This window comes from Burkholderia sp. RS01 (assembly GCF_039748055.1).
In the GTDB taxonomy this organism is placed as follows: Bacteria; Actinomycetota; Actinomycetes; order Actinomycetales; family Micrococcaceae; genus Arthrobacter.
Genome location: NZ_JBDLAK010000007.1, coordinates 47,887 through 62,807 on the forward strand (window position 1 = coordinate 47,887; position 14,921 = coordinate 62,807).

Below are 14,921 nucleotides of genomic sequence, written 5' to 3' on the forward strand. Positions count from 1 at the left end.
ACGTGGTGGTGGAATAATCTCGGACTCGGTGGGTCCCGACGCGAGTGTTTGGTTACTTGACGGCTCCGCCGGTGGCCCCGGCGGCTATGTATTTCTGTGCAATCAAAAGCAAGACAATCGCCGGCAATGACGAAAGCACAGCGGTGGCCATCACCGCGCTCCAGTTGGAGACCTCAGATCCCAAGTACTGGTAAATGCCAAGCGTCACAGGACGCACGTCCTGGGTGGTGGTGAGGGTAAGGGCAAAGAGAAAATCGCTCCAGGAGAACAGGAAGGAGAACAACCCTGCCGTGATCAGCGAGTTACGGCTGATCGGCACCACTATCGAGAAGAACGCTCTTACCAACCCGGCGCCGTCAACCCTCGCCGCCTCAACAATTGACGGCGGAATACCGATCATGAATGCGCGCAGGATGAGAATCGCGAACGGAATCGCATGCGTGGCATCGGCCAGGATCAGCCCGGGGATCGAGTTCAGCAGTCCCAGGTCGTTGTAGGCGGCGTATAGAGCGTTGGCGATCACGATTCCCGGGATCATCTGCGAGACGAGAATGACGAGGAGCGCCACGTTAATCCAACGAAACCGGAACTGGGCCAGGGCGTAAGCCGCCGGCGCCGCGATCGCCAGGCTGAACAGGACCGTTCCGACGGAGACGATCAGGCTGGTGACCAGGTTCCTGCCCTGCTGTGAAATCGCTGTTTCGTAGCCGCCGAAATGGGGATTCGTGGGGAAGAGTCCCGCTGTCAGGGTGTTTCCTGATGGTTGGAGTGAAGCGTTCACCATCCAGTAGATCGGGAAGAGCATGATGGCCAGGAACACAACGCCAAGTGCCGTGAAAAGTCCTGGATGAACAGGTTGCCTCGAGCCGGTGGCCTTTTTGTGTGACTCTGGGCGGAGTTTGATTGCTGCCGCTGTTGTCATGGCATGTGCCCCTTATTCGTCGACTGCGCGCCGGTTGGCGCGGAGATAGATGATTGCGAACAGGAGGGAGATCAGAATGAGGACGTTGCTGTATGCCGCTCCCACACCGAACTCGAAGTCGATGAACGACTCCTGGTATGAACGCACGGCCAGTGTCTGGGTGGCGTTCGCCGGACCGCCGTTCGTCAGGCCCAGGATGATGTCCAGAACCTTGATCGTGTAAACGACGCCGAGGACGAGAACGACACTGACGACGGGCTGCAGGTTCGGCCAGGTGATGTGCCGGAAGGCTTTCCACCCAGTCGCTCCGTCCAGTGCCGCGGCCTCGTACAGCTCGTCCGGGATATCCTGCAGACCGCCGTACAGGATGGTGACATTGAACGGTATGCCTACCCAGATGTTCACCAGTACCACCGCCGTCAACGCGACTGCGGGGCTCGTCAGCCACGGGACAGGATCCTGGATTACCCCTATGGCTTCGAGGAACCGGTTAAGGATGCCGCTGTCCTGATCCAAAATTGACCGCCAGGTGGCGCTGCCCACGATCAGGGGGAGCAGCCACGGCAACAGGAGCATTGAGCGCAGGAAGTTGCTTAGCGGGAAGCGCCGTTTGAAGAATGAAGCAAGCGCCAGTCCGATGGCAAATTGCCCGGCGATGGATCCGATGGTGAAGAGTGCGGTGTTAAGCAACGCCGGTGAGAACAGGTTGCTGGAAAAAACTGTCACATAGTTCTCGAAGCCCACCCAAGGCGCTTCTCCGGTGAAAAAGGTTCTTGTGGTGTACTCCTGCAGGCTCATGGTGATGTTTTTCACCACGGGATACCCGAAGAACAATGCGATGTAGAGACCTGCCGGCACGACAAAGAGGATCTTCATCAGGTTTTCCTGCGAAAACCTCTTGCGTGCAGACAGGGTGTTACGTGTCTGGGGCACCGCGATGGGTTGCAGCGCGGACCGCTGAATTGTTGGCATTATTGTTGGCCCTTCCGGCTCCGTCGTCGAAACACCCTGCCTGGATTTCAGAACTCAGTATCAGCCCGCTGATGCACGCGAGAAAGCGTCCTCGACCGAGGCCTGGCCGGTGAGGGCCAGCTGGACGGCGGTGTAGATCGTGGTACCGGCCTTGGGCCATTCAGCGCCAAGTTTCCCTGTCCGCGCCTTGGCATTCTCTACTTGTTCTGTGAAAGCCTCCATCGTCGGCAACTCCTTCACATACGCTTCGTGAAGATCCGCCCGAACGGGAACAGTGTGTCGGGCCTTGCCCAGCGCCATCTGGCTGTCTTCGCTTCCGGTGCACTCAACGAACTCAGCGGCCTTCTTCTGCTTCGCTTCGTCCCCCGTCATCGGGACGGTCCAAACCATGCCGCCAAGAGGTGCAGTGGGTGTTTGCCCGGGCTTGTTTACCGGAATCTGCACGGTGTCCCACTTCACCTGCGGCGCCTGGGCAAGTGCGGGGATCTGCCACGGCCCGTTGATCATCATCGCGGCCTTGCCCGCAAGGAACTGATCCTTTACATCCGCCTGGGTCCAGTTCACGACGCTTCGTGAGGCTGATCCACTGTTTACCAGGTCGACGTAGAGCTGCAGGGCTTCCTTGACTTCCGGAGTGTCCAGCTTGGTCTCATCACCGCCGTTGGTCCACATGAAGGGCAGGAACTGCCACGCCCCTTCATAGGTGGCTGCTGCAGAGAAGGCCAGGCCGTATTGATCACCAACGGTGAGCTTGGCTGCTGCGGCCTTCAGCTCATCCCAGGTCTTGGGCGGCTCAACGCCGGCGGCTGCAAGCAGGTCTGCGTTATAAAAGAGGCCAAGAGTATCCGCTGGCAGCGGCAGTCCGTAAATCTCGCCCTCATGGGTCACGGCATCAAGGCTGTTCCCGGCGAACGGTGCGGTGTCTACGCCGTATCCACCCAGGGGAGCGAGTGCCCCTGTAGCGGCCACGTCCTTCACCTCCGGGTTATCAAGCATCAAGACGTCAGGCAGGGTCCGGGAGGATGACCGCTGCAGTACCGTCTGCATCCGGTCCTTGCCGGGAACCGTGGTTCTTTCAATCGTCACGCCGACCTGCGCAGCGCATTTGTCGATTGCCGCCTGCAGAATGCTCTTGTCGGGTTCGTTGTTGTAACTGTCCAACACGGTCAATGTCTTAACGTCCTCGCCGGAGGTCGCCCCGCCGCCTCCGCCGCTGCCACAGGCCGTGAATGTCAGTGGCACAACCGCCGCCATCGCCAAGACCGCGGTGATTTTCTTTCTGGTGTTCATGCTCAAAAGCTCCCTTGCTTATGTGATTGCGACTGAGATTGTGCCTGCGACTAAACATCGATGAGGCCAAGTTTGTGGATCTAACGATCCTGTTAAGCGGTTAACCGAGACCCGCCGTCGATGCTCGGCTGAAGTGCTTGGGATATCGAAAACAACTCTGCCCGTCGGTGAGAAGGGTTGTCAAGAACTAATTTAACCGGTTAACTGAGATCAGCGTTGATCAGAGATTGCAAGTGAGGGAGGTGTGCCGTGCCCACGATGAGGGACGTTGCAAAACTGGCGGACGTCTCGATTGCCACCGTGTCCTTCGTCATCAACGATACAAAGCCCGTTGCTCCCGCCACCCGGGCCAGGGTAGAGGAGGCGATGCGCCAGCTCGATTATCGCCGCAACGCCCTCGGCCGCGCCCTAGCGAGCAAGCGCACCCGGATCATCGCGCTGCTCTACCCCGCGCTGCAGCGCCGCTTGACCGAGACTGCCGTGAAGTTCTTCACCAGCGCAGCACAGACAGCAAAGGACCTGGGGTACAACCTGGTTCTTTGGCCTATCAGCAACGAGGCCGGGCAGGTCGAGGAGCTCATCGCAAGCGGCTTCATTGACGGTGTGCTGCTGATGGAAGTGCAGTTGGACGATCCCCGGGTGGAGCCGTTGCAGCGGTCCACGATGCCGTTCGCGCTGATCGGGCGGACCAGGCATCCGGAAGGCCTACCGTACGTGGACGTGGATTTCGAGCGCTCGATGATTGAGGCTGTGTCCTACTTGGACGGACTGGGCCACCGGCGGATTTGTTTCGTGGACAGCGACGTCGCCGAACAGGGCCTGAGTGACTACGGCCCTCTCGTCCGGACCAGGTCCACTTTCGTCGCGGAGATGGAGCGAAGGGGACTCGTAACTGCCCACATCTCCTGTGCAAATTCGCCGATTTCAGGGCAGGCGGCCGCAGAAGAGCTCCTCGCCACGGCCCCCGACACCACGGCGGTGATCCTGATGAATGACAACGCCTCGTTCGGCTTCACCAACGGGCTGAACAAGGCAGGGCTCTGCGTTCCCGCGGATATGTCGGTCCTTCTGATCGGATCCTCCCCGGCCATTGCCGCCGCCACTGACCCGCGGCTGACCGTCATGACCCTGCCCAGCACCGCCCTAGGCCGGATGGGCGTCGAGACCCTCATAGACCAACTCGAAGAGCGGGGCGAGCCGATGCGGCAGGCCCTAATCAGTTGCAGTTTTGAGGAGGGACAGTCCACCGGGCCAGTCAGGGTACTGGAACCCCGGAGCCTCTCCCGGGTTCTCCCGAAGCTGTGAAAGCCAATCGTACGCACTGTCCCTGTAGGCCATGAAGGGACCGATGAAGATTCGGTTGGCGCTTGCCTGCGGGGATTGGCGGCTCTTACCGGTATATCGGGACGTTGGCCAAAGCAGGGGCGCTGGAGGTCGTGCATGAACGACCCGTCCGCGGCACAACGGAGCGGACCTACCGCCTCGAGCTCGACCGGCCCTCCGTGAATGACGCTCCGCTACGCGCCGCTCCATCAAGGTACCTCGGGGTAAGCCTCCCGTAGAGCCGCGTTGGACGGGGTGGGGGCATCGGGGGCCAACTTGCGGGCAGCGGTCTGCCGTCCTCATCTGGCACGCGAAATTCGACGCGACGATCTTCGTTGGTGGCAGGATAGCGCCGAAATTCCGTTTTATCGACAGTGGATCATGATGTTCTCAGATGCCACCCTGACAGTCGGAGGGGCAGGAAATTCGGGTGCGGTAGCCCGAGAATCGTTGAAATAGTCCGCAGAATCGGGACTTGACGGAAGTCGCCTGCGGCAGGGGCTGGCGATGTCACCTATTGCAGGTCGGCAAGTGTCTGAGAACAAGACCAGAGCAGCCGACAGGCGAATCCTCCCTGGCCAGGCGGCCCGGCGTCAGGTTGAGGTGTGCCTCAACTTATCAGGTCCAGCACGGCCGGGTTCGGCGATTCCGGTGGATAGTGCGAACCTGCCAGCCGTCCTCCCGGCGGTATGTTCGTTCACCTCTCCCATAGGAGAGCTTGAGCCGGATGATGCTTTGATCTGAAGCCAGGTCTTCGATTACTCCACGTGCAATGACTAGGCCGTCATCGAGCACCTCAATCTCATCACCGGGTTTGATCCCGTTCCAGTTGAAGATTTCGAAAGACATGGCGTTATGAAGCCTTCCTTGATTCTTGCGGCGGGGACGTGTAATTCATGGGGTTCTGGTATCCGGTGATGATGGCGGTCGATAGGTGGTGACTACCTGCGTTTTGCTAACGAAAGCAATGCCAAATCGCGGGCATCAGCTTCGGGGCGAGTTCATGGACAGACGCGAGTATTGCCTCAGACAGGTGCTGAGCGGATTGCCAATGCTTTTAATATGTCATCGCTTTAGGTGGCCTAAATTGCTGTCGGCGACACACCGTGCCCATTTTTACCGGTTGCGGCGATTTGCAAGGTAAGTCCGGCTCTGAGGAGATCTAGTTTCGAGTCTTCGCGGTCAGATGTCAGCCGCTGGACCCGCGGGCAGCAACGTGGTCCGCAGTAGTGCATGACTCCTGGCGTGAGTTGTCTGGAGTTCGAACCGTCACTCGGCAGGGCGGCCAGCAGGTCATGTGCCGCTGCACCGCACGCGCTGAAGGGGGAAGCGATAGTCGTCAGTGCCGGTGTGGTGAAGTCCGACCCGAAGATGTTGTCGAAGCCAACCACGCTGAAGTCGTCTCTGCACTCGAGTCTGACGATTCGGCCAGCACCAACGTCAAGCCGCGTGTGGCGGCTTCGGACTGGGCGCCGCGAATGATGTCGAAGTAGCTTGGATCGGCGAGGTCGGTGACAATGAGCCCAACCATGCCGGTGCGGCCGGTTTGCAGTGCACGAGCCATTGGATTGACCCTGTAGCTGAGTTGCTCGGCCGCATCCTCGACGAGCCTCCGTTTTTGGCACTGCCCGGTCTTGATAGCCCAGCGCACGCGACACCGTTGGGGCATTAACACCTGCGAGTTTTGCGATGTCGTAAATTGTGGCCTTGGCGGGGGCTATATTAGGGATCTTTCGCCATGTCTAGGTCCTTCCAAGACGAGGGTTGCTGCCTGACGGGAAGGTTCTTGAGGATGCCAAGGGACAAGCTCGATTCCCTTGGTCTGCCCATACAAAATCACGCCCGTGACCGAGCGACGCCAGTAAGTTCGCTTGAACAGTTGATGCCACGGTATGTAAGCGTCGGGGGGTCGGCCTGCATTAAGCACCTCACGCGCCCCGCAACTCAATGTGCTGTCCCGTGATGGTGCTGACTCCGCGACGTGTGAGCGCGCCTGGCGCGACAGGACAGCAGCGACGGGGCCGGAGTAGAGCGGTTTCTGCTCATCCCGCCTGGCTACGAGCAATCATGCCATGGACCAGCCGCCCGTGGTTAGGCTTGAGGCGTCCCATTTCCCCACACCTGATCGGGCTCTTGACCAGGATCCGTTGAAAGCCCTGCTCATGGACAGGGGCAGTGGCGTCTAGGAAGCCGAGCTCGTTCAGGGCGTCAGCATCGAACAGGATGGTGCCCTTGTCGCCGTAAATCTCGAGCCTAAGGGAGTTCTTTTGGCCCGTAGCCATGCGGGAGACTTCCACCGAGGCGATCGTTCCGGAGGCGAGGGTCAGCGTGGCCCAGGCGGCGGCGTCGACCGCTACTTCTTCTGGACTGTCCGGTCCGGGGAGACGGTCCACGAAGGTGTGCAGACGGCCGGTGACCTCGGTGACGGCGTCACCGAGGAGGAATACGACCTGGGCAATGGCGTGCGCGGCGATGTCGCCCGGGGCGCCGGGGCTGGCGGTTTCCTTGCGAGGCCGCCATATTACGGGGGATGCGGTGTCGGAGAGCCAGTCCTGGAAGTAGGCGGCGCGGATGTGTCGGACAGCACCCAGCCGGCCCTCGGCAATAAGCTCCCGGGCCAGGGCCAGGGCGGGGACGCGGCGGTAGCTGAATCCGATTATGGACTGGACACCCTTGGTTTCGGCCTCTGCGGTCGTGATGGCCAGGGGCTTCTCCACCAGGACGGGCTTGCCGGCCTCCAGCGTCCAGTCCGGGGCGCAGACGTCTACGATGTCGATGTCGTCCCGTCCTATGACAGAACGGCAGTCAGCCGTGGACTCGGCGCGCCGTTCTTGGCCGCGCCCTCGGCGACGGCGGCCCTCCGAACGAGCATTTTCTGCTCGATTTCGGGAACGTCAAAGTATCTTGCCACGTTCCGCCGCGCGATCAAGTTGGCCTTGCCTGTGAAGGTGTAGCCGGTGAGTGCCACGCCTGAAGGTTTGCTGAGATTGGTCCGGTAGGACATGATTTCTGGCTTTCTTGGAGAGTGATGGGATTCGTCCATGGCGGATGGGCGCGTATCCCCGTTGGACCCTAAACTCCCGTTGCCCGTAGGCGAAGGAGGGGTAGGCCTTGTCACTGGATGAGCAGGAGGGGAGCGGGCTGCCCGCCCCCCTCCGACGTTCTAGCTTTGCGGCCGTGGCTAAATCAGCGACTTGTGGCACGTCGACCCTCCCCGGCGCAGCTCGAAAAACTCAGCTCTTCACGTACACGGCCTTTACCTGGGTGAAGAACTCCTGCACGCTGTGCCCAATGGAGTAGGGCCCCAACCCGCTCGCACCGACCCCGCCGAACGGAACGTGTGCCTGGCTCGACGTACCGTGGTTGATGTGAATCATGCCGACGCGTACGTTCTGGGCGAACTCGTTGGCCACACGGATGTCACCAGCGAATGCAGCAGCGGCGAGGCCGTATTCGGACGCATTAGCGACCTCAATCGCTTCTTCATGGCCGGCAACTCGCAAGACTGAGAGGACAGGACCGAAGACCTCGTCTCGTGCGATAGCCATGGTTGGTGTGACACCGTCCAGTACAACTGGAGCGAGGTAAGCTCCCTCGGGAGCGTCCCTTCGGAAGGTAGCGGTGCGCGCTCCTTCTTCGACTGCGACTTTGACGTGAGCGGCGACATCGTCGCGGGCCTTCTCCGAAACCAGGGGACCAACGTCAACGGCTTCCCGACCCGATCCGATGAGGAGTTCGTCATACGCGGCAGCAAGCCGGAGAACAAGTTCATCGGCAATTGCCTCATGCGCTATCACTCGGCTTATGGCGGTGCACCGCTGTCCCGTGGCCTGAATCGATGCCGAGACAATTTCCGGCACAGCGCGGTCAAGATCCCCAGAGATGTCGACATAAACCGCGTTCTTTCCCCCCAGCTCTAGCTGGGCCGGGACGAGCCTGCGTCCCGCTGCCTCAGCGATTGTGCGCCCCACCTGGGTTGAACCGGTGAAAGTGATTGCATCGATTCCTGGATGAGCCACGAGTGCGGCACCGACCTCGCTCCCGCTTCCACATACAACGTTGACGGCGCCTGCCGGTAGGCCCGCCTCTTCAAGAAGATCGACGAGCCGGAGTGTGCTCAGCGGCGACTCAGCTGCGGGTTTGACGATGACTGTGTTTCCGGCAGCCAGAGCGGGCGCTATCTTGCGTACAGGGGCGACGATCGGGAAGTTCCACGGGGTTATCGCCGCGACGGTGCCAACAGGAACCCTCGTTGTGTAAATCAACGTGCCAGGTGTTGCGCTCGGGAAAGTTTCCCCGTTGAGGCGCAAAGCCTCGCCGCTCATGAACTGGATCTCCGAGACGGCGCGGTCGACTTCGCCGCGGCTCTCCTTCAGAAGCTTGCCCATCTCCGAGGTTGCCAACGCGGCGAGCTCCTCTCTGTGCTGAAGCAGTAGTTCCGCCCATCGCAGGAGGACTCTGCTGCGTTCCTGAGGCGCTGTGGCTGCCCAACCTGCCGATGCGCTGCGGGCGGCGGTGACAGCGTCGTCAACGTCGGAGGAGGTCGAGCGGGGAACAAGGGCGATGACTTCCAGCGTCGCAGGATCCAGGAGCGGAGCGGTGCGGGTGTGGGGAACGGAGCGTCCTCCGATGCGATTGGCTGAGACTGGCACGTCAGTGGCCGGGGAAGTGCTCGTTGGTGTTGTGGTCATTTGCGTAAGACGCTGTGCGTCAAACCTTTCTGGTGGAGTTACAGACTAATTTGGGAGCGCGGTCAGAGCGCGGCTTCGAGGAGGGCGGCCAGCTGCGCCCGGGATGCCTCCCGCGGGTTCGCATCCACGTTGTCACTCTTTACGGCGAGGTCGATAACCCGGTCGTAGTCCTCAGGAATGACGCCGAATTCTGCAAGCCTGGACTCCATGCCGATGTCCTCGTACAGTGACGTGAGTGCAGCGACGATGTCGGTGCTGCCAGGTTCCAGTGCGGAGGCGATGCGCGCATACCGCTCCGGATCAACCTGCTCGTTGAACGCGCACATCGGGATCAGCATCATGCCCACTGCGAGCCCGTGTGGAACGTGGTGGGTCGCCCCAAGGGGAACGGCAAGAGCGTGTGCAAGGCCGAGGCGTGTCGTGTTGGCCGCAAGTTCTGCGATGCAGCTGGCGGCGAGCATGCCTCCTCGAGCTTGCAGGTTTGTCGGGTCGTTGGTCGCCGTGCGCAGGTGCTGCCCGATCAGAGTGATGGCCTGGAGGGCCATGCCCTCCGAAATCGGGTTGTTCCACACGCTGCCGTATGACTCGATGGCATGTCCTAGCGCGTCGAGGCCAGTGCCGGATGTGAATTTCGCGGGAAGTCCTACCGTCAGTTCGGGCGCGAGGATCGCGAAGACAGGCATGATTTTCATTGAAGCGATTGAAACCTTCGCTCCTGCTTTTTCATCCGTCAGGACGGCGAAACGTGTCACTTCGCTACCGGGGCCAGCCGTGGTCGGGATCGCGATGATTGGCAGCGGAGCGTTCTCGACGTTCTCCTGTCCGACGAGCTTCAGTGAAGACACACCGTTGGCGGCGGCAGCTGCTGCGGCCTTCGCTGAGTCCATCGCACTTCCGCCACCGAGACCGATCACGCCGTCGTGCCCGCCCTTGAGAACCAACTCAGCGATCTGGTCGACGAGATGCGTGGAGGGGTCTGACTGGACCTCGTCGAAAACAGCATGCGTGACGCCCGCCTTGTCCAGTACCGCTGTGACCTGCGCCGGCACAGTCGTTGCAGCCAGTCCCTTGTCCGTGATGAGTAGAGGGTTCACAACCTTGATCTGCTCGAGCAGCGCCGGAAGTTCTTCGAGCACGCCCTGACCAAAGAGGATTGTGGTCGGAAGTGAGTACCGTACCTGCCGCAATGGATCGCGTCGTCGGGCGCCCGCCGTGGTCATTTCTTGAACGTCAGTCTCAGTCATTATGTCTCTCCTTCGAAACGGTGGCTGCCGCTTGGACGGCAGCCCTTTTTGAGTTTGTTTTCTCTGGGCGTGATGAAAGGGTGCAAGCAGTTTTCAGGGAATCTCTACGACCGTGAGCGATCGGTCGATCCACTCCCGATCCCATGCGCCGGAAGCGATTGCGGCCCGCTCGGCAGCTTCCGATGACCTCTTGTCTTCGGCAAGGGCGATGATTTCCTCGGCCCGCTCACGCGGGATGACTGCGATGCCGTCCTCGTCGCCAATGATCAAATCGCCGTCACGCACGGTCAGTCCGGCGATTGCTACGTCGCAACGGATGTCGCCTGGACCGTCCTTGTACGGGCCACGGTGGGTAAGTCCGCGCGCGAATACCGGCGGGGCGTCCTCGTCAAGTTCGCTCTTGTCACGGACGGCGCCGTCGACGACGATTCCCGCAACGCCTCGAGAGGACGCGTACTGGCCAATGAGCCCGCCTAATATTGCGCGGTCCGTTGAGCCACCGGCATCAACGACGAGAATTTCTCCCGCCCGAACGAGTTCGAGGGCTTTGTGAACGACGAGGTTGTCCCCTTCCCGAGTGCGGACGGTCATTGCTGGCCCGACCATGACGGTGCCTTTGGGGAGTCCGGCGATGGGAATGAGGCCGGGAGCCCCGGCCCAACGCCCGAACACGTCGGAGACCAGGGAGGTCGCCAGCTTCCGCAACCTCTCTATCTGGTCTGTCGACGGAAGTTCGGTCTTGGGATGAATTCTGCATTCTGTGGGCATGGGGGGGTCCTTTCTGGACGGCGGAGCCTTGACGTTAGTGGGATGTGAGACCGGAGCGGAGTTGTTCGATCATGAGGTCCTCGCCGGTGTGCAGATGAGCGAGAAGATGTTTCGTTGCCGCATCGAAATCGCGCAGAGCGACGGCCCGGGCGATAGAGCGGTGCTCCTCGAGGTTGTCATCGGCCCGGCCCGGCAGCGTTGAGGTCAGGAAGTGCCGGCCCCGGTCGACGTGGTTCTGCAGCACTCCGTACATGCCGCGGAGCCGGGCGTTGTCACTGCAGGCGACAATGCGGTTGTGGAAGGCGTTGTCCTGGGCGAAGTACTCCGGAAATTCTTCGCGCCGGATGGGATGAGAGTAGAGGTCAAAGAAGTGCCCGATTTCGGCGATAGCTGACTCATCCTGCTTTTTCCCGAGTTCGCTCAGTGCCATCGGCTCGAACATCCGGCGCAACTGGAATAGCTCGCGTACGTCCTGTTCAGTGAATTGGCTGACCTCCCATCCCGAGCGTCCGCGCGAGACGACGAGACCTGTTGCCTCGAGGCGGTGGAGCGCTTCACGTACGGGCGTGCGGCTGATACCCAGTTGCTCGGCAAGCGAGCGGTCGCGCAAGTGCTCTCCAGGGGCAAAGTCGCCGTTGATGATCGCCGTGCGGATGATCTCCACCGTACGGTCGCCGAGTTGAATAGGTTCGATTGTCGATAGCTGGCTCATGATCCACGCCCTTGCTCAAGGTATATGTCCGTCACGGCAATCTTCCCCCGCGGGAGAGTGCGGCCCGCAACTCTGAAGCGTCAAGGAGGTTCTGAACTGTCCCGTTTGCGGCGTAAGCAAGCACGTTACCCACAGCTACGTCCCGCGGGCTTCCTCGGCGAATCCAGGACCGGTAGAAGATGCTCCGGTCGAATCACTTCCATGCCAGCCCCGATCAGTCGCTGGACCGATTCCTTGTAGATGGCGCGGGTAAGTAAAATCCGCATGTCAGGCCGAAGCCTCCACGAACAAGAGTTCAGCGGCTACGCCGAGGTCCGATGCAAGGGACTCGAGGTCCGCGATAACTGTGCCGGACAGAAGAACCCCATGGACGGCGGCCTCTGACTCTGCCGCCTCTTCCAGCTCGCCCGGCAGAAGGACACGGTTGAATCCTTCGGCCGGTGGTAGCTGAGCGACTTCGTCAACGAATTCGCGTACATGTGCTTCGAAGGATTCTGGCGTGCCCCAGCTCGCCGGGTCAATGGCGAAGAAGATATGACCAACCCTTTGTGGCCGGTCCCATTGTTCGTACATGTCACCAATCTGTGAACCAGTGATGCCTGAAAGCATGGTCCCGCATAGGAACTCGATACCCATCGCCAGACCGGAACCCTTCGGTCCCGCAAAAGGCAGTACAGCACCGGCAAGGGCATCGGCGGGATCAGTGGTCATACGGCCATTGACGTCCACCGCCCACCCTTCCGGTATAGTGCCGACCCCTGAGCGGGCCATCGAAATAATCTTTCCCCGGGCGGCATTGCTTGTTGCCATGTCGAGGATGATTGGCGGTCCCCCCGGACGGGGGATGGAATACCCAAGCGGATTCGTTCCTACTGCACGGCTGCGCCCGCCGAAGTAGGCCATGACGGCAGGCCCGTTCGAGGCCGCGACGCCTACCAGCCCGGCCTCAGCGATGCGCTTGAGGAAGAATGCAAGAGCTCCACAATGGTTACTGTTGACGACGCCGACTGCACACATTCCCAGTTGTCTGGCACCGCTGATCGCTTCCATCACTGCTGCCTGCGCCGCTACCTGTCCTGGTACGTTCATGGCGTCGACGCGCCTGGCCGCACGGTCCTTTCCAGTGATTAACGGTTCCGCTGTCGCATCAACCAAGCCTGCCAGCGAGCGACGGCTGTAAATCCGAGTGCGGCTGACCCCATGGCTGGAAACCCCCCGCATGTCAGCCTCCACCAGGGAATCGGCGACAAGCTCAGCCCGATCCTGCGGATACTTAGACGCCGCAAGGAGGTCCGTCACAAGTTGTCGAAGCGACGTCGCGTCCACTTTGCGGTCTGAACCTACCTGGGCCTCGCTTTCGAGGTCGTAGCCCGAAAGTGCCCCTTCAGTTGTCGTCATATCGGCTCCTTGTCCCTGATGGCTGTCCAATTATCAAGATCAGCAGCCAGATTTTGGTATACCGTGTACATTACACCAAGAAGTGTCGCGTGTGTCACACTTACTCACGCAGGCTCGCAGCCGTGGCAATCGCCCAGGGTCGTACGTCAATGAAGATGGAGATGGTTATGCAAGCAAAAGATCATGCTGTTCCGGGGGTGACCATGACCGGCAACCCGCACGGGACGGTCAATCGGTTCAAGGCCGCGTACGGAAGCGCGGCAGGAACAATCGTGGAGAATTATGATTTTGTTGCCTATGGCACCGCCTCGGCGCTGTACTTCAATCAGGTTTTTTTCCAGCAGAGTGACCCAGTAGTCGGCACACTGTTAGCCTTCGCCACGTTCGCCCTCGGCTACGTCGTCCGCCCGCTTGGCGGCATCATTGGAGGCTATTTCGGTGACAGGATCGGCCGCCGGCCAGTGCTCATTGCGGCACTCCTCCTGATGGGTGTTGCAACAACGCTCATCGGCGTCCTTCCCACATACGCACAAGTTGGCGTGCTTGCACCGATTCTCCTGGTCATCCTCCGGATGCTTCAGGGGCTCTCCTTTGGTGCGGAGTGGGGCGGTGCCATTCTCATGACCTATGAGCACGCTCCCTGGAAGCGCAAGGGACTGTATACGGCCATCCCGCAAGCGGGAGTTCCCTTTGGCAACATGGCGGCGAGTCTTGTCTTCCTGGCCAGCATTGCCCTGCCCGGAGACTGGGCATGGCGGGTGCCCTTCCTCGCAAGCGCTGTGCTCGTTCTCGTCGGGCTATTCGTCCGTCTGGCCGTGGAGGAGTCGCCGGAGTTCACGGCCATCAAGGGTGCAGGTGAAGTGGTGAAGAATCCGGTCGGCTCCGTGCTCAGGAACAACTGGAGGAACCTCCTGAAGGCACTCATGATTCGAGCGGCAGAAAACGCGGGCTATGCCATCGGCATTACGTATGTGAGTTCGTATATCATCAGCGAGAAACTGGGCGATCGATCGACGACTGTTTTTGCGATTGCCATCGCAGCTGGGATCGGATGTATTGCCGTTCTCCTGTGGGGCCACCTCACTGACAGGATCGGGCGTCGGAGTGTCTACCTCTTCGTCTCGGCGGGAATGGTCATTTTCGCTGTGCCCGTCTTTCTCCTGCTGAACACAGGACTGTTTGGCGTTATTGTCGTGGCTTTTCTTATCACTTTCTGCTTCGTCGAAAACGGGCTTGCCGCCGTTCAGGGTCCCTGGTTTGCCGAGTTGTTTCCGGCGGAAACCCGAGCCTCTGGGGTTTCGATGGCGTATCAGTGTGCCGCCGTTATCGGCGGGTTCACTCCGCTCATAGCGGTGGCTTTGTTCACCCAGTTTGGCTGGATGGGGCCGGCTCTGCTTTATGCGGCCTTCGGATGCCTCGGGTTCTTCTCCGCTCTCGCCACCAAGGAGACGTGGGGCCCTGCGCAGCGGAAGGCTGTTGACGAATACCTGGCGGGGTTACCCGATAGCAACCCCGAGCTATCGCCGACCGCCCGCCGCTAGCCAGAAATCACCCGTTCCGACGTCTTCCTCCCGTCATCCCCCGTGAGGTGACTCAGCCCA

Annotated in this window: 13 protein-coding genes; 2 read left to right on the forward strand and 11 right to left on the reverse strand. The window is 60.6% G+C overall.

Annotated features, from left to right (window positions below; all coding sequences use genetic code 11):
- Positions 1-52 precede the first annotated feature (52 nt).
- The 3 genes from ABFP37_RS08435 to ABFP37_RS08445 all read right to left on the reverse strand — a co-directional run bounded on the left by ABFP37_RS08435 (position 53) and on the right by ABFP37_RS08445 (position 3,184).
- Positions 53-922, reverse strand: a complete 870-nt coding sequence (locus tag ABFP37_RS08435; RefSeq protein ID WP_055805586.1) for a carbohydrate ABC transporter permease — start codon at positions 920-922, stop codon at positions 53-55.
- 12 nt (positions 923-934) lie between these two features.
- On the reverse strand, positions 935-1,798 hold the full coding sequence (locus ABFP37_RS08440) for a sugar ABC transporter permease (protein ID WP_235506089.1): 864 nt from the start codon (positions 1,796-1,798) through the stop codon (positions 935-937).
- A gap of 156 nt (positions 1,799-1,954) precedes the next feature.
- Positions 1,955-3,184 (reverse strand): ABC transporter substrate-binding protein, encoded by a 1,230-nt coding sequence (locus ABFP37_RS08445; RefSeq protein WP_055805589.1) that lies wholly within the window; start codon positions 3,182-3,184, stop codon positions 1,955-1,957.
- A 258-nt stretch (positions 3,185-3,442) separates the two neighbouring features.
- Here ABFP37_RS08445 and ABFP37_RS08450 point away from each other — a divergent pair, with 258 nt between their 5' ends.
- Positions 3,443-4,489, forward strand: a complete 1,047-nt coding sequence (locus tag ABFP37_RS08450) for a LacI family DNA-binding transcriptional regulator (RefSeq protein WP_235506093.1) — start codon at positions 3,443-3,445, stop codon at positions 4,487-4,489.
- A 636-nt stretch (positions 4,490-5,125) separates the two neighbouring features.
- Here the strand turns inward: ABFP37_RS08450 and ABFP37_RS08455 are convergent.
- The 8 genes from ABFP37_RS08455 to ABFP37_RS08490 all read right to left on the reverse strand — a co-directional run bounded on the left by ABFP37_RS08455 (position 5,126) and on the right by ABFP37_RS08490 (position 13,320).
- Positions 5,126-5,356, reverse strand: a complete 231-nt coding sequence (locus ABFP37_RS08455; protein WP_347033250.1) for a hypothetical protein — start codon at positions 5,354-5,356, stop codon at positions 5,126-5,128.
- A gap of 1,193 nt (positions 5,357-6,549) precedes the next feature.
- The gene (locus tag ABFP37_RS08460; RefSeq protein WP_055802838.1) at positions 6,550-7,224 is read right to left on the reverse strand and encodes a Gfo/Idh/MocA family oxidoreductase; all 675 of its coding nucleotides are present in this window, start codon (positions 7,222-7,224) and stop codon (positions 6,550-6,552) included.
- Between the two features lie 71 nt (positions 7,225-7,295).
- On the reverse strand, positions 7,296-7,475 hold the full coding sequence (locus ABFP37_RS08465; RefSeq protein ID WP_347033251.1) for a hypothetical protein: 180 nt from the start codon (positions 7,473-7,475) through the stop codon (positions 7,296-7,298).
- 265 nt (positions 7,476-7,740) lie between these two features.
- On the reverse strand, positions 7,741-9,198 hold the full coding sequence (locus ABFP37_RS08470) for an aldehyde dehydrogenase family protein (RefSeq protein WP_082506854.1): 1,458 nt from the start codon (positions 9,196-9,198) through the stop codon (positions 7,741-7,743).
- Positions 9,199-9,260: 62 nt separating this feature from the next.
- Positions 9,261-10,442 (reverse strand): iron-containing alcohol dehydrogenase, encoded by a 1,182-nt coding sequence (locus ABFP37_RS08475; RefSeq protein WP_082506853.1) that lies wholly within the window; start codon positions 10,440-10,442, stop codon positions 9,261-9,263.
- A gap of 93 nt (positions 10,443-10,535) precedes the next feature.
- Entirely contained in the window at positions 10,536-11,210 is a 675-nt protein-coding gene (locus tag ABFP37_RS08480; RefSeq protein WP_055802829.1) for an RraA family protein, read from the reverse strand.
- A gap of 34 nt (positions 11,211-11,244) precedes the next feature.
- The gene (locus ABFP37_RS08485) at positions 11,245-11,922 is read right to left on the reverse strand and encodes a GntR family transcriptional regulator (RefSeq protein WP_055802828.1); all 678 of its coding nucleotides are present in this window, start codon (positions 11,920-11,922) and stop codon (positions 11,245-11,247) included.
- A 267-nt stretch (positions 11,923-12,189) separates the two neighbouring features.
- A complete protein-coding gene (locus ABFP37_RS08490) occupies positions 12,190-13,320 on the reverse strand; it encodes an Ldh family oxidoreductase (RefSeq protein WP_347033252.1) in 1,131 nt (376 codons plus the stop codon).
- Between the two features lie 122 nt (positions 13,321-13,442).
- On the opposite strand from ABFP37_RS08490, the gene ABFP37_RS08495 reads away from it, so the two are divergent.
- Positions 13,443-14,861: an MFS transporter gene (locus tag ABFP37_RS08495; RefSeq protein WP_235505976.1), complete on the forward strand. Its 1,419-nt coding sequence runs from the start codon at positions 13,443-13,445 to the stop codon at positions 14,859-14,861.
- The last annotated feature ends 60 nt before the right edge of the window (positions 14,862-14,921 follow it).

Bases quoted from the DNA above. Each gene is read 5' to 3' on its own strand.
- ABFP37_RS08480 (WP_055802829.1), bottom strand. From the start codon at position 11,210: ATGCCCACAGAATGCAGAATTCATCCCAAGACCGAACTTCCGTCGACA.
- ABFP37_RS08450 (WP_235506093.1), top strand. From the start codon at position 3,443: ATGAGGGACGTTGCAAAACTGGCGGACGTCTCGATTGCCACCGTGTCC.
- ABFP37_RS08470 (WP_082506854.1), bottom strand. From the start codon at position 9,198: ATGACCACAACACCAACGAGCACTTCCCCGGCCACTGACGTGCCAGTC.
- ABFP37_RS08435 (WP_055805586.1), bottom strand. From the start codon at position 922: ATGACAACAGCGGCAGCAATCAAACTCCGCCCAGAGTCACACAAAAAG.
- ABFP37_RS08490 (WP_347033252.1), bottom strand. From the start codon at position 13,320: ATGACGACAACTGAAGGGGCACTTTCGGGCTACGACCTCGAAAGCGAG.
- ABFP37_RS08455 (WP_347033250.1), bottom strand. From the start codon at position 5,356: ATGTCTTTCGAAATCTTCAACTGGAACGGGATCAAACCCGGTGATGAG.
- ABFP37_RS08440 (WP_235506089.1), bottom strand. From the start codon at position 1,798: ATGAAGATCCTCTTTGTCGTGCCGGCAGGTCTCTACATCGCATTGTTC.
- ABFP37_RS08475 (WP_082506853.1), bottom strand. From the start codon at position 10,442: ATGACTGAGACTGACGTTCAAGAAATGACCACGGCGGGCGCCCGACGA.
- ABFP37_RS08485 (WP_055802828.1), bottom strand. From the start codon at position 11,922: ATGAGCCAGCTATCGACAATCGAACCTATTCAACTCGGCGACCGTACG.
- ABFP37_RS08445 (WP_055805589.1), bottom strand. From the start codon at position 3,184: ATGAACACCAGAAAGAAAATCACCGCGGTCTTGGCGATGGCGGCGGTT.